17 protein-coding genes and 1 pseudogene are annotated in these 13,788 nt (G+C 33.9%); 9 read left to right on the forward strand and 9 right to left on the reverse strand.

Annotated elements, in window-relative coordinates:
* A pseudogene (locus tag ABY285_RS10670) lies at positions 1-568 on the forward strand (UDP-N-acetylenolpyruvoylglucosamine reductase); the annotation flags it as partial.
* On the opposite strand, the gene ABY285_RS10675 reads toward ABY285_RS10670, so the two are convergent.
* Positions 565-1,533, reverse strand: coding sequence for a type I phosphomannose isomerase catalytic subunit (locus ABY285_RS10675; RefSeq protein WP_372769876.1), 969 nt, complete (start codon positions 1,531-1,533; stop codon positions 565-567). The pseudogene ABY285_RS10670 and the gene ABY285_RS10675 sit on opposite strands and share 4 nt — an antisense overlap.
* Complete coding sequence (locus ABY285_RS10680) at positions 1,534-2,670, reverse strand: cysteine desulfurase family protein (protein WP_372769877.1); 1,137 nt, start codon at positions 2,668-2,670, stop codon at positions 1,534-1,536.
* Positions 2,671-2,753: 83 nt separating this feature from the next.
* Here ABY285_RS10680 and ABY285_RS10685 point away from each other — a divergent pair, with 83 nt between their 5' ends.
* The gene (locus ABY285_RS10685) at positions 2,754-3,242 is read left to right on the forward strand and encodes a hypothetical protein (RefSeq protein ID WP_372769879.1); all 489 of its coding nucleotides are present in this window, start codon (positions 2,754-2,756) and stop codon (positions 3,240-3,242) included.
* Here the strand turns inward: ABY285_RS10685 and ABY285_RS10690 are convergent.
* Entirely contained in the window at positions 3,239-3,802 is a 564-nt protein-coding gene (locus tag ABY285_RS10690; protein WP_372769881.1) for a DNA mismatch repair protein MutS, read from the reverse strand. The two genes, ABY285_RS10685 and ABY285_RS10690, sit on opposite strands and share 4 nt — an antisense overlap.
* Positions 3,803-4,046: 244 nt before the next feature.
* On the opposite strand from ABY285_RS10690, the gene ABY285_RS10695 reads away from it, so the two are divergent.
* Together ABY285_RS10695 and ABY285_RS10700 are read left to right on the forward strand one after the other, a co-directional pair.
* The gene (locus ABY285_RS10695) at positions 4,047-4,322 is read left to right on the forward strand and encodes a CD225/dispanin family protein (RefSeq protein WP_372769883.1); all 276 of its coding nucleotides are present in this window, start codon (positions 4,047-4,049) and stop codon (positions 4,320-4,322) included.
* A 92-nt stretch (positions 4,323-4,414) separates the two neighbouring features.
* A complete protein-coding gene (locus ABY285_RS10700) occupies positions 4,415-4,810 on the forward strand; it encodes a DUF2752 domain-containing protein (protein ID WP_372769885.1) in 396 nt (131 codons plus the stop codon).
* Between the two features lie 48 nt (positions 4,811-4,858).
* Here the strand turns inward: ABY285_RS10700 and folE are convergent, their stop codons facing one another.
* The 6 genes from folE to nadC form a co-directional block, all read right to left on the reverse strand.
* Positions 4,859-5,533, reverse strand: coding sequence for a GTP cyclohydrolase I FolE (gene folE, locus ABY285_RS10705; protein ID WP_372769887.1), 675 nt, complete (start codon positions 5,531-5,533; stop codon positions 4,859-4,861).
* Between the two features lie 56 nt (positions 5,534-5,589).
* The gene (hisS, locus tag ABY285_RS10710; protein WP_372769889.1) at positions 5,590-6,966 is read right to left on the reverse strand and encodes a histidine--tRNA ligase; all 1,377 of its coding nucleotides are present in this window, start codon (positions 6,964-6,966) and stop codon (positions 5,590-5,592) included.
* A 43-nt stretch (positions 6,967-7,009) separates the two neighbouring features.
* Complete coding sequence (locus ABY285_RS10715; protein ID WP_372769904.1) at positions 7,010-7,549, reverse strand: DUF4271 domain-containing protein; 540 nt, start codon at positions 7,547-7,549, stop codon at positions 7,010-7,012.
* On the reverse strand, positions 7,546-8,286 hold the full coding sequence (kdsB, locus tag ABY285_RS10720; protein ID WP_372769891.1) for a 3-deoxy-manno-octulosonate cytidylyltransferase: 741 nt from the start codon (positions 8,284-8,286) through the stop codon (positions 7,546-7,548). The genes ABY285_RS10715 and kdsB overlap by 4 nt, the downstream gene beginning before the upstream one ends.
* Positions 8,283-9,299: a YihY/virulence factor BrkB family protein gene (locus ABY285_RS10725; protein ID WP_372769893.1), complete on the reverse strand. Its 1,017-nt coding sequence runs from the start codon at positions 9,297-9,299 to the stop codon at positions 8,283-8,285. Before ABY285_RS10725 ends, kdsB begins: the two co-directional genes overlap by 4 nt.
* A 132-nt stretch (positions 9,300-9,431) precedes the next feature.
* A complete protein-coding gene (gene nadC, locus ABY285_RS10730) occupies positions 9,432-10,289 on the reverse strand; it encodes a carboxylating nicotinate-nucleotide diphosphorylase (RefSeq protein WP_372769895.1) in 858 nt (285 codons plus the stop codon).
* Between the two features lie 78 nt (positions 10,290-10,367).
* Between nadC and rlmH the strand changes: the two genes are divergently transcribed.
* The 5 genes from rlmH to ABY285_RS10755 form a co-directional block, all read left to right on the forward strand.
* Positions 10,368-10,841, forward strand: a complete 474-nt coding sequence (gene rlmH, locus ABY285_RS10735) for a 23S rRNA (pseudouridine(1915)-N(3))-methyltransferase RlmH (RefSeq protein ID WP_372769896.1) — start codon at positions 10,368-10,370, stop codon at positions 10,839-10,841.
* Positions 10,834-11,421, forward strand: a complete 588-nt coding sequence (locus ABY285_RS10740) for a non-canonical purine NTP diphosphatase (RefSeq protein WP_372769898.1) — start codon at positions 10,834-10,836, stop codon at positions 11,419-11,421. The genes rlmH and ABY285_RS10740 overlap by 8 nt, the downstream gene beginning before the upstream one ends.
* A 38-nt stretch (positions 11,422-11,459) precedes the next feature.
* Complete coding sequence (locus ABY285_RS10745; RefSeq protein WP_372769906.1) at positions 11,460-12,449, forward strand: FecCD family ABC transporter permease; 990 nt, start codon at positions 11,460-11,462, stop codon at positions 12,447-12,449.
* The gene (locus tag ABY285_RS10750; protein WP_372769900.1) at positions 12,449-13,246 is read left to right on the forward strand and encodes an ABC transporter ATP-binding protein; all 798 of its coding nucleotides are present in this window, start codon (positions 12,449-12,451) and stop codon (positions 13,244-13,246) included. Before ABY285_RS10745 ends, ABY285_RS10750 begins: the two co-directional genes overlap by 1 nt.
* Before the next feature lie 36 nt (positions 13,247-13,282).
* Positions 13,283-13,788, forward strand: a 506-nt coding sequence (locus ABY285_RS10755) for a M28 family peptidase (protein WP_372769902.1), incomplete at its 3' end; no start/stop codon positions are given.

The raw sequence follows: 13,788 nt of genomic DNA on the forward strand, positions 1-13,788 counted from the left end.
AAAAACCAAAATCTTTACAAATGAGGAATGTAATTTTGGGTATCGGAATTCTGTTTTCAAAAATCAGTTGAAGGGAAAATACATTATTGCAAATGTTACTTTCAAACTTACCAAGAAAAATCACGTAACTAATATTTCGTACGGTGTCATAAAGGAATTATTGAGCAATAAGAAAAACCCTTCCATTAAAGAAATTGCAGATTCCGTAATCGCCATCAGACAGAGTAAACTTCCTGACCCTAAGGAAATTGGAAATAGCGGCAGCTTTTTTAAAAATCCTGTTATTGATATAAATTCATTTAAAAAATTAAAAGAAAAATACCCGACAATTCCCAATTATGTACTTTCAAAAAAGGAAATTAAAATTCCTGCCGGTTGGTTAATTGAACAATGCGGCTTTAAAGGAAAACGTTTTGGAGATGCGGGCGTTCATGAAAAACAAGCGTTGGTATTGGTGAATTACAGCAATGCTAGCGGCAAAGAAATTTATGCCTTGGCACAAAATATTCAACAAAAAGTGATGAAAGTCTTTAAGATTGCACTTGAAATTGAAGTAAATATCCTTTAAATCGTTACTTCTAACAATTTACAATTTTTTGATGCTATAACCACTTTATCTGCAATAGCAGGAATTAACACTGTTTCTCCAAAGTTAAGGTTTTCAGAATATTCATCAATTGAAATTGTGGCATTTCCCTGAATACACATGAAAATCACAAAGGAATCTGTTTTTGAATAATCCAATTCTTTTTGGCCAACAACGTGAATAAAATTCGTTGTAAAATACTCGCATTTAACAACCGTATTCAACGCGTTTATAAAGGTGGAATATTTGTGCCTTGTCACAATTTTATCGCTAAAATTGATGGCTTCAATCGCCAAATCAGTATGTAATTCTCTTTCGTTTCCTTGTTCATCCACCCTGTCAAAATCGAAAATTCTATATGTAATATCAGAAGTTTGCTGAATTTCGGCTAAAACTATCCCAGCACCAATGGCATGAACAGTACCTGTTTCAATAAAAAACGCATCACCTTTTTTAACCGGCACTTCCTTTAAAACCGACATGATTTTTTTTTCTTCCAATAAATCCAAGTATTTTTTCGGCATAATTGTATGCTTAAAACCCAAAATTAATTTGGAACCTTTATCTGCTTGCATAATGTACCACATTTCTGTTTTACCGAATGAATTGTGACGTTTTTTTGCCAACTCATCATCTGGATGCACTTGAACAGATAAATCCTGTTCGGCATCAATAAATTTTATAAGTAATGGGAAATTGTTTCCGAAATTTGCATAATTATTTTTTCCTACCAATTTATCTTTATAAGTTTCAATAATTTCCTGTAAAGTTTTACCTGCAAACTTGCCGTTGGAAACAACGGATATACTTCCCTCAACGGATGATATTTCCCAACTTTCACCAACATTTTTAGAGGTTGATTTTTTATGAAGTTGTGTCATTAATTTTGTTCCACCCCAAATTTTTTCTTTTAAAATGGGATAAAACTTAATAGGATAATTATGCATCTAATTTAATAATTTTTTTAAAGTTTGTATTACAACATCTAGTTCTTTAACAGTGTTAAATTTACTAAACGAAAATCGAATTGAAGTTTTTTCCGCTTCTTTTTCGGGTAATATTGCATGTAAAACATGGGAACCAATATTGCTTCCACTCTGACAAGCACTTCCTCCTGAAACTGCAATACCTCTTAAATCTAAATTAAACAGCAACATCCCATATTCTTTTGGAAAACGGACATTTAAAATAATATAACTGCTTTCCAAATCACTTTCTGAACTGCCATTAAATTCAATTCCAATAAAATTTTGCTTCAACTCACTTATGAAATAATTTTTTAGCTGTTGAATATAATTTGATTCTTCCTTCATATTGACACAGGCAATTTTCAGCGCTTTTTCCATTCCTAGAATACTGTGTACGTTTTCTGTTCCTGCTCTGGCACCTCGCTCCTGTTCCCCCCCATGCAAAATTGGATGAATACCAAATCCTTTTTTTATGTAAGCAAATCCAACCCCTTTCGGTCCGTGAAATTTATGGGCGCTTGCCACAAAAAAATCAATAGGTATTTTCTTTAGGTCCATATTAAAATGTCCAACACCCTGCACTGAATCAGAATGAAATAAAGCATTATTGGCCATACACAATTCTGAAACTTTTTCAAGGTTCAAAATGTTGCCAATTTCATTATTCACGTACATTAAACTCACCAATTTCGTGTCTTCCGATTCTTGCAGTAATTCTTCTAAATGTACATAATTTACAGCACCTTTCTCATCTAAATCAACATACTTTACAACAATATCAAATTCTTTAAGCAGGTTTTCTATAGTATGCAAAACAGCATGATGCTCAATTTTTGAGGAAATAATAGTAGTAATGCCCAAATTAGTAACGGCATTTCGTAAAATCAAATTATCGGCTTCACTTCCTCCTGCCGTAAAGATAATTTCCTGGGCTGAAGCATTAAAATGTTTCGCAATATTTTTGCGGGAAGTTTCAACTAAAGATTTCGCCTTTCGCCCAACATGGTGTATTGATGATGGATTCCCGTAGACAGAGGACATTGCGCTTGAAACAGCATCAATTACTTCAGGTAATATTGGTGTTGTGGCTGCGTTATCTAAGTAGATTGTTTTCATTAAAACAAAAGTAATTAAAATAGTTGGTTTCAATTAGCGTTGACTTGCCTAAAACTGTTATTTTTGTGTTGAAATTATTACTTATGAAGAAACTATTGATACTCTTTTTAGCGTTCACCCTCAATGCTTGCAACGACGGGGATTTTGATGTTCCTGTCTTTGAATTTACCGAAACAGTAAATAAATGCGGTGCATATGTTTTATATATCACAAACACCACAAAAACGGAAGTATTGGTTTTAACACTACCGCCAACAGCTATTGATACCATAGTAGGAGTAAAACCTCTTCCTATTTCTACAACAGTTACCGCAACCTATCGGATTTTTGATGTGGGTATTACTGATAAGTATTTTTGTCAGGCAATTCCGCCCTTGGAACCAAAAATTATAAAAGAACTTAAAGCTGATGACACAGGAATTGTAAACATTACCACCGCAAAAATTTTGAAAGACAGTATCCTAACTGGTTATTCCTACGAAATTAACATTTCAAATTTGAATTTTAAAAAGGGCGAAGATCGCATTTACCGTGAAAATTTTGTTTTTGGCACTTTGACAATTAAGAATTAATTTTTAGGATTCTGATAGATTTTCACTTCTGTTGCGCCCAAACCGTACTTTTGAAATGAGGCATCATTCCAGTAAACATTGTAATTTTTAAACATATATTCCAACTCTGTTTTTAAGACTCCTGCGCCCATGCCGTGTATAAAAACAATTTTCGGAATCTTATTTTTGATGGCAAATTCCAATTTATGTTTGGCTGTTTCCAATTGAAGCGTCAACATATCATAATTGTCCATTCCCTTTGTTGAAGCCGTCAGCTGATTGATGTGTAAATCGACTTCCATGGGCGGCAACTTATCAGGCTTAACGGTTGATTTAAATTTTATCGTTTTTTTCCTTGAAGAAGTTTCATTAATTTTTTCGGATAAAAATTCATTGTCAATGTCGCTGAATTTAGAAAGCTCTTTCTGACTTTCTCGAATGATTACCAATTCTTTTGGTGCGTATTCATAAGAAAATCCATCTTCATCTTCAATTACAATTTTAGTAGGATGCACCTCTGTAACTTTCCCTCTAATAACATCATCAAGAACAGCTATCTTATCTCCAACTTTAAAATCCATCTTAATTTCTTTTTATTAATTTTATGCAAATAACTGAACAAAGTTATAACAATAATTTGTTCAGAAATACAATTAGGGCATAAACTAATGTCTTTATTGCTGGACAACTTATAAAATTCTGAAAATTATTTAGTAACAAGCAAATTGCTGATGAAATTCATAATATTTTTAATGCGATCCTTTATGCTAATTTTATTTTTTATAATTTGGCTTATTGTATTTGTATAACTAAAAAAAAATTACTATGAATCAAAATCAGCCAAAAAACTATCTAATAGAATCCATTTTAGTCACTATATTTTGTTGTATGCCATTCGGAATTGTGGGAATCGTATTTGCCGCACAGGTAAATGCTAAATTTGAAGCCGGAGATTATGACGGTGCACTTAAAGCTTCTAAAGAAGCAAAAAAATGGATGATCTGGGGTTTAATTTCAAGTATTGTAATTGGCCTTTTTTACCTTATTTTTATTTTTGCCTTAGGCGGTTTGGCCTTTATGGGAAATTATTGGCAATTTTAAATTGATGAAACGAGCATAACAAATTTTAATACTCAAAGGAATGATAAATGGCGAACTGCATCTGTTACCGCTAAAAAATAAAATTTAAACAGATGAAAATTAAAAATGTTGGAATTGTAGTTGGCTTAATAAGTTTGGGAATATTTTATTTTCTGATAAACCCAAATGAAGTGAATTTTTTTCCTAAATGTCCTTTATACGGCGTAACCGGATTTTATTGTCCGGGTTGCGGAAGCCAACGCGCAACCCATCAACTTTTAAATTTTAATATTTTTGGCGTTTTACAACAGAATTTACTATATTTTGTAAGTTTACTGATTTTAGGATATCACCTTATTGTAACAGGCATAAATACAATTTTCAAAAAGCATATTTATAATTATATCTATCATCCTAAAACACCTCTGGTAATTTTAGTGATTATTCTTATTTTTGGGGTACTTCGAAATATCCCTTATTATCCGTTTAACTTATTGGCTCCTAACTAAAAAAGCACCCAATTGGGTACTTTTTTATATTGATATGATTGAAATTATTTATTTAATGGCTTCAAAATCCGTATCCATTTTAATATAATCTAAAAATTCACGACGAACATTTTCATCCTTGAATTTACCACCAAACTCTGATGTTACGGTACTGCTGTCAATATCGCGAACGCCACGCGAATTTACGCACAAATGTTTTGCGTCAATTACACAGGCCACGTCTTTCGTACCTAATGCTTCCTGTAAAGATTGCACCACTTGCATGGTTAAACGTTCCTGAACTTGTGGTCTTTTCGCAAAATAATCAACAATGCGATTCATTTTAGACAATCCGATTACATTTCCGTTAGAAATATAAGCCACATGCGCCCTGCCAACAATCGGTAATAAATGATGTTCACAAGTGGAATAAACAACAATGTTTTTTTCAACCAACATTTCGCCATATTTATAGTTATTGTCGAAAGTTGATAATTTAGGTTTATTTGCCGGGTTTAATCCTCCAAATAGTTCATTCACGAATGATTTCGCCACTCTTTTTGGCGTCCCTTTTAAACTGTCATCATCCAAATCCATCCCTAAAGTGATCAAAATATCTTTTACACTCTCTTGAATTCTAGCTATTTTTTCATGGTCTGAAATATCAAAAGCATCAGCTCTTAAAGGTGTTTTAGCAGAGGACCCTACGTGATCATCTCCCATTTCATCTATTCTATTTGTCATTATGTTTTTACCTTCAAACATTTTTTGTTATTAAATTGCAAATTTACAACTTTGTTTTAAAGTTCGGCGGTGATTTTAATTAAATCTCGTAAACTGCACACTTCCTGTTCACCGCTTTGCATATTTTTTAATGTGTATGTATTGTTTTGAATTTCCAAAGATCCGACCATTACAACGTAAGGAATATCTCTTTTATTGGCGTAATTCATTTGCTTCTTCAGTTTTGCACTGTCTGGATACAACTCAGATTTTATATTGTTTTTCCTTAATTCCACCAATGCTTTCATGCAAAAAGCAGCTTCCGTATCACCAAAATTAATAAACAGGACTTTTGGTTTTGGCAGCTCCAAAGCCTTAAATAAATTTAATTCTTCAAGAACCAAATAAATACGGTCCAGTCCAAAAGAAATACCAACTCCGCTCATATCATTTAAACCGAAAATTCCAGTTAAATCATCATATCTTCCGCCACCTCCAATTGATCCCATATTTACGCCTTCAGGAGCCGAAACTTCATAAATGGCTCCGGTATAATAATTCAACCCACGCGCCAAGGTCACATCTATCACCAGTTTGGCTGACTCCAAACCAAATTTTTCAATATTATCAACCACAAAACGCAAATCTTCCACGCCACTTGTTCCGTCTTTTGATGCTGTCAATAAAGCCTGCAACTGGTTCAATTTATCCTGATTGCTTCCGTTAAAGTTAAATAAAGGTTTCACTTTTTCAATAGCTTGTTCAGAAATCCCTTTTTCCATCATTTCTTTGGCAACACCATCAGCCCCAATTTTATCCAATTTGTCAAGCGCTACCGTAAAATCAATTAATTTGTCCTGTGCGCCAATAATTTCAGCAATACCTGCCAATATTTTACGGTTATTCAATTTAATGGTTGTGCCTGTTAGCTTTAATTTGCTAAAAACGGCATCATACAATTGCACAAATTCAATTTCCTGCCACAAACTTTTGCTTCCAACAACATCGGCATCACATTGGTAAAACTCTCTAAAACGTCCCTTTTGCGGACGGTCGGCTCGCCAAACCGGCTGCATTTGGTAACGTTTAAAAGGAAACTCAATTTCATTTTGGTGCTGAACCACATAACGTGCAAAAGGAACTGTCAGGTCATAACGCAAAGCTTTTTCTGAAATTTTTGAGGTCACCTTTAAACTGTCTTTAGAAAAAAGCAAAGCATCTTCTACCTTGTTCAAATAATCTCCTGAATTCAATATTTTAAAAATAAGCCTATCACCTTCTTCTCCATATTTTCCCATTAATGTTTCAGAATTTTCGAAACTTGGTGTTTCTATAGGTTGAAATCCGTAGGTTTCAAAAACTTGCTTTATCGTTGAAAATATATAGTTTCTTTTTGCCACTTCGGAAGGTGAAAAATCACGTGTTCCTTTTGGAATGCTTGGTTTTTGTGCCATATTGAAAAATTAGGTTGCAAATATCTAAAAATTAAAAAACTATTTAAAGGTTTTCTAACATTGATTTTTCCTTTGTTGTTAGTGGAACATCATTTACGAATTTATATTTGGTAGGGTAAATTGAAAGTATCATCAGTATTAATATGCCAACCAAAATAAAGTAAAAACTATTGTTGGATTCTATAACAAAAATAATGCACATCAATGCAGGAAATTCCAGCATGGCTACTCTAAAAATATGTGCAGTACTGTATTTAACGGATTTTTGGGACAAATTTGCATCTGAAGGAATTTGTTTTAGCAGCTTTGCAAATAGGTATTTACTTGATAAATTGCCTACAAATGAAATTAGGATTGCCATATATAAAAACATTTTATCTTCCTGATAAGAAAAAAACAATTGATCTCCGGCATTTAAAGCGACATATGCTCCAAAAGCAACTATTATAAATAATAAGCTAAAATGAATTAATTGTAAAGATTTCATGAAATCTTTTGACTGTCTGTTGATATTACTCATAGTTTTGATATTAGATGTTTGTTGTTGATTATTTGTTTTTATTTCTTGGATTATAAATTTCAGATGTCTGTCCTGTTTTTAAACAGCATATTTGCTTTTTCCAAATCTTCGGGCGTGTCTATGCCAATTGCCATTTGATCGGTTTCAACCATTTTCACTTTTAAGCCGTTCGCTAAAAAACGAAGATTTTCCAACTTTTCCGTGGCCTCCAGCCTATTCACCGGCAATTTAGTGAATTTTAACAAAGCTTCTTTTCTGAAGGCATAAATCCCAATATGTTTAAAATAAACAGATTGAGACTCCTCCCTTGGATATGGAATTGCAGCTCGGGAAAAATACATGGCGAAATTTCGCTCATCGGTCACCACTTTTACATTATTCGGATTGTTAATTTCAGCCTTGTCATTCATTTTTAACATTAAGGAAGCGATGTCAATTTTATTTTTAGTATCATATTTAAAAACTTCCAATAATTTTAAAAGCGGTTCTTTTTTAGTAAAAGGTTCATCGCCCTGCACATTTACCACAATATCAACTTCCATATTTTCAATGGCTTCCGCAATTCTGTCGCTCCCCGATTCGTGTTCCTTTTTGCTTTTTATCGCTTTTCCTCCATTGGATACAATTTCATCAAAAATAACATAACTGTCTGTTACTACATAAACTTCATCAAATAAACCAGCGTTTTTTGTTGCTTCATAGGTTCTTAAAATAACGGTTTTTCCCGCCAAATCTTTCATTAATTTCCCCGGAAATCGACTTGCTTCAAAACGTGCAGGAATCATTGCTATTATTTTCATTTTAGTCCTTTTTTTTCTTTTAACTCCATTAATTCTTTTTCTTTTCCTATTATTTCCGCTTCTTTCAATTCTATTTCTTTCAATTCATTTTCTTCCAAATAATTTCTTTTAAGTCTATTTATGCTGGCATTTAACTCAAAACCCAGCAACAATATAATGGCATTTAACCAAACAAAAAGCATCAATACCAACAAGGTGCCAATAGAGCCATAAAGTTTGTTGTAGGTTGCAAATTTTACCACATAAATAGAGAATAATCTGAACATTAATAGTGTTAGCAAGGTTGTTAAAATGGAACCCGGCGTAAAAAAAGTTTTATGTTTCACCTCTTTTGCACCATATCTATACAATACTGATACCGAAAAAAATATTAATACCACCAACAAAAAATACCTGCCTTTTCCAATCCAATACACATCGTCGTCCAACCATCCACGTGCCTTTAAATCATTTATCCCTATTTCAAAATAAACAGTAACGGCAACCACAACAACTAATATTAGCGACAATACTATCGCCATGAGCATTGAAATAAAATATTGACGTAAAACGCTTCGCATTTCTACTACATGGTATGAATATTCAAATCCGACAAAAATAGCGCTTACACCATTCGCCATTAAAAAAATCGAGGCTATAAATCCGAATGATAGCAATCCGCTATACCGGTTATTTACAATATCACGAATAACACCTTCAAAAGAACTGGCTGTATTTGGAGGTAACAGACGTTCAATCATAAACAAAAAATCTTGTTGAAATCCTTCAATAGGCACATATGGGATTAAGGTAAGTATAAAAAGCAAAAATGGAAACAAAGCCATAAAAAAGCTAAAGGAAATTCCACCAGCACGCGATGTTAAAGCGCCTTTTACTATCCCAAGGGTATATAATTTAAGAACCTCATAAACTGACATTCCCTTTAAACCAGGAACTTTAACGTTTTTTCCAAGTCTGACAATCCATCCAAGTTTTTTAGTTTTATTTAAGATTTCCCTGATATATTTCTTCATTATTTTTTAATCGGTTCAAAGTTGGTTATTTTTTGTTGTCCTTTGACTGCACTCAGGGTGATGATTTGTAATACTGAAATTTACAGTTTTTTGAACTTAAAACACCCAACTTTTTAACTTTTTAATTGTCAATTAAACTGCTTTCAAACTTAAATCCATATTGTAAACAGAATGCGTTAAAGCGCCTGAGGAGATGTAATCTACACCACATTCGGCATACTTTCTAGCGGTTTCCAAATTAATGCCGCCGGAAGATTCTGTTTGACATTTGTCACCAATTAACCGAACTGCCTTTTTGGTTTCCCCGAAATCAAAATTATCAATTAAAATTCTGTGAATGCCTTCATGTTCCAATATTTCCTCAATCTCAGCAAGGCTTCTTGCTTCTACAATAATTTTTAAATCGAGCTTATTTACTTTTAAATATTCCTTTGTTTTTTCAATTGCTTTTGAAACACCGCCGGCAAAATCGATATGATTGTCTTTCAGCATGATCATATCGTAGAGCGCAAATCGGTGATTTTCGCCACCCCCAATTTTTACTGCCCATTTCTCTATTGCCCTAATACCTGGTGTGGTTTTTCTCGTGTCTAAAATTTTGGTTTTTGTGCCTTCCAACAATTTTGCAAATTCTTTTGTTTTTGTGGCTATGGCACTCATTCGCTGCATCACATTTAGGACTATGCGTTCGGATTTTAAAATGGATTGTGAACTTCCTTCAACATAAAAAACCACATCACCATATTTTACGGTTTCTCCGTCATTCATCAATTTTTCAAGCTTTAAATCGGCATCCACATACTTAAAAATTCTTTTCGCCATCTCCACGCCTGCGATAATTCCAGCTTCTTTTACCAGTAATTTTGCTTTACCTTTCGCATCTCTTGGGATACATGCTAATGAGCTGTGATCGCCATCACCCACATCTTCTCTAATGGCATTGGAAATGATCATATCAAGTTCTTTTTCAAATTGCTGCTGTGAAATCATTGGGTTTATCTATTATCAAACAAAAATAACTTTTTTATTTTCAAAAAATTCATCTTTAATTCTTTTTATATTTACCGAATGAAAATTAAACTGATCGCTATCGGTAAAACCGATGATAAAAATTTACATACGTTAATTGAAGTATATCAAAATAGGCTGAAGCATTATATTAATTTTGACATTGAACTCATTCCTGATATCAAGAATGTTAAAAACCTGACTGAACCGCAGCAAAAAGAAAAAGAGGGCGAACTCATTTTAAAAAAATTATCGGCAACCGACATTTTAATTTTATTGGATGAAAAAGGAACCTCATTCAGTTCTGTAACTTTTTCTGAATACCTTCAAAAAAAAATGAATTCGGGCGTAAAGCAGTTGGTTTTGGTTATTGGCGGTCCATACGGATTTTCAGAAGCCGTTTACAAAAAAGCTCAAGGAAAAATATCCTTATCAAAAATGACTTTTTCACATCAAATGATTCGTTTATTTGTGGTGGAACAATTGTACAGGGCTTACACTATTTTAAAAAACGAACCATATCATCATGAATAGATTAAAGCTGGTTTTCGCTACAAATAACCAACATAAAATTAAGGAAGTTCAGGCAATGCTCACCAATTTTGACATTATCAGTTTGACTGATATCAATTGTTTTGAAGATATTCCAGAAACTGCGAATACTTTGGAAGGAAACGCCATTTTAAAAGCCAATTTTATCACTGAAAAATATGGGTTGGATTGTTTTGCTGATGATACGGGACTGGAAGTTGAGGCTTTAAATAACGAACCGGGCGTTTATTCGGCTCGTTATGCAGGAGAAGACAACAATGCCGAAGCAAACATGAATAAATTATTAAATAACCTCAAAGACAATCTAAACCGGAAAGCGCAATTTAAGACAGCAATCGCCCTAAATATTCAAGGAAAACAGTTTATATTTGAAGGCATTTGCAAAGGCACTATTTTAACAGAAAAACGGGGAGAAAGCGGTTTTGGCTACGACCCCATTTTTATGCCAGACGGTTATAAAACTTCGTTTGCCGAAATGGCTATGAATGAAAAGGGAAGCGTCAGCCATCGCGGAAAAGCAATAGAAAAATTAGTTACATTTTTAAACGAGCATCATTGGTAAACCCAACAAAATCATATAGAAACACGTTTATTATTTTAATGGTTGTACTCCTTCTTATTTTTATCATAAATATAAGTTTAGGATCGGTTTATATTCCTTTAAAACAATTGTTTCTTGCTTTTATTGATGGTGAAATTGAAAAAGAATCGTGGAGGTCTATTTTGTTTAGTTACAGGTTGCCAAAGGCAATTACGGCGATTATTGTTGGCTCCGGATTATCGATTAGCGGATTGCTGATGCAAACCTTGTTCAGGAATCCATTAGCCGGACCGTTTGTATTGGGAATTAGTTCAGGAGCCAGTTTGGGTGTCGCCATTTTAATATTGGGTGCTTCTTTTTTGGGGGCAACTGTTTCAGCATACGCATTTAGCAGTTGGGGACATGCAATAGCCGCAAGTATTGGCGCTTTTTTAGTGCTTTCGGCCGTCATGCTGGCTGCCATAAAAGTCAGGAACACGATGTCTATTTTAATTATCGGACTCATGTTTGGAAGTTTAACGGCCTCCGTAATTAGCGTGCTTGCCTATTTCAGCAGCGCTAATCAATTGCAACAATATTTATTTTGGAGTTTTGGTAGCTTGGGAAATTTAAGCTGGAATGAAATTTCAGCACTTTTGGTGGTCTTTTTAATTGGAATCACCTTTGTAATTTTCATCATAAAACCTTTAAACAGTTTGCTTTTAGGAGAAAATTACGCAAAAAGCATGGGTGTTAATGTAAAACGAACCCGAAATTTAACTTTAATTTCAACTAGTTTGCTAACAGGTGTCATTACGGCATTTTCCGGCCCTATTGCCTTTATTGGTTTGGCCGTTCCTCATTTGACAAAATTACTTTTCAGCACTTCAAACCATAAAATATTGGTTCCCGCTGTTGCCATAAGCGGTGCCATCATTATGCTCATTTGTGATAGCATTGCCCAACTTCCAACCAGTGAATATACCTTGCCCATTAATGCAATAACCTCTCTGTTTGGCGCCCCCATAATTATTTGGTTACTGGTTAGAAAACGTAAAATAAATTATTAGTGGAATTGAAAGACCAACATATTATAAAAACTGTCAATTTAAGCATTGGATACACTTCTAAAAAGAAAGTGAACACCATTGCGGCTAATTTAAACATTGAGCTCAATAAAGGAAAATTGGTATGTTTATTAGGGAAAAACGGCATTGGAAAATCGACTTTATTAAGAACCCTGACAAAAGTTCAGCCTGCTTTAAACGGTGAAATTTTCGTCAATAACAACAGCTTAAATACTTTAAACAGCATTGATTTGGCAAAATCGCTCAGTTTGGTTTTAACCGAGCATTTGCCCGAAAGCAACTTGTCTGTTTATGAATTGGTGGCATTGGGCCGGCAACCTTACACCAATTGGGTTGGCAATTTATCCGAAACAGATTTAAAATTTATCGACAACGCTTTTGAACAAACCAACATCAAACATTTGATCAACTCAAAACACTATGAGTTAAGCGACGGACAGCTTCAAAAAGTGTTAATTGCCAGGGCATTGGCGCAAAACACAGATATTATTATTCTGGATGAACCAACAGCCCACTTAGACATGCATCATACCATTGAGACCTTGGCATTGTTAAAAAAATTAGCCAAAGAGTTCCATAAGACAATTATCGTTTCAACCCATGAAATTAATTTGGCTTTGCAGCTGGCTGACATTTTGTGGTTGATGACTCCAACAAACTTTATGGCTGATACCACTGAAAATTTAATTGAAAATAATGCTCTGGAGCAACTGTTTGAATCTGATCTGATTCGCTTTAACAAAACTTTAAAGCAGTTTACCGTCTCGAATTCTTACTAATATTAATATCTTTGGAGAGGTTATAAAATCATAAAAATGAAAAAAATTCTTTTTATCGGAATATTGTTAAGCTTTTTGAGTGTTGGATTTAACAATACACTTATTGCTCAGGCAGCCGAATCTGCTGAAATTACAGGGAAATTAGCGCAAAAATTCGCTGCAGGAATAACGGAAGCCGATTTAAAAACACGTCTTTATATTATTGCTTCGGATGAGTTTGAAGGAAGAAATACTGGTGAACCCGGACAAAAAATGGCTGCAGCGTACCTGAAAAATTTTTATGCTGACAAAAATATTGCCTCTCCATTGGGTGAAGGCAATTATTTTCAAGAAATTCCCACAGCGTATTTAGTAGCCAATTTAAAACCTTCTGAAAATGTGGTTGCTTTTATCAAAGGTTCAGAAAAACCTGATGAAATTCTAGTCATTTCAGCACATTATGACCATCTGGGAATTGATAAGGATGGTGAAATTTATAATGGCGCCGATGATGACGGATCAGGAACCGTTGCTGTAATGGCTATAGCTGAAGCTTTTCAAAA

This window comes from Lutibacter sp. (genome assembly GCF_041555395.1).
GTDB lineage: Bacteria > Bacteroidota > Bacteroidia > Flavobacteriales > Flavobacteriaceae > Lutibacter.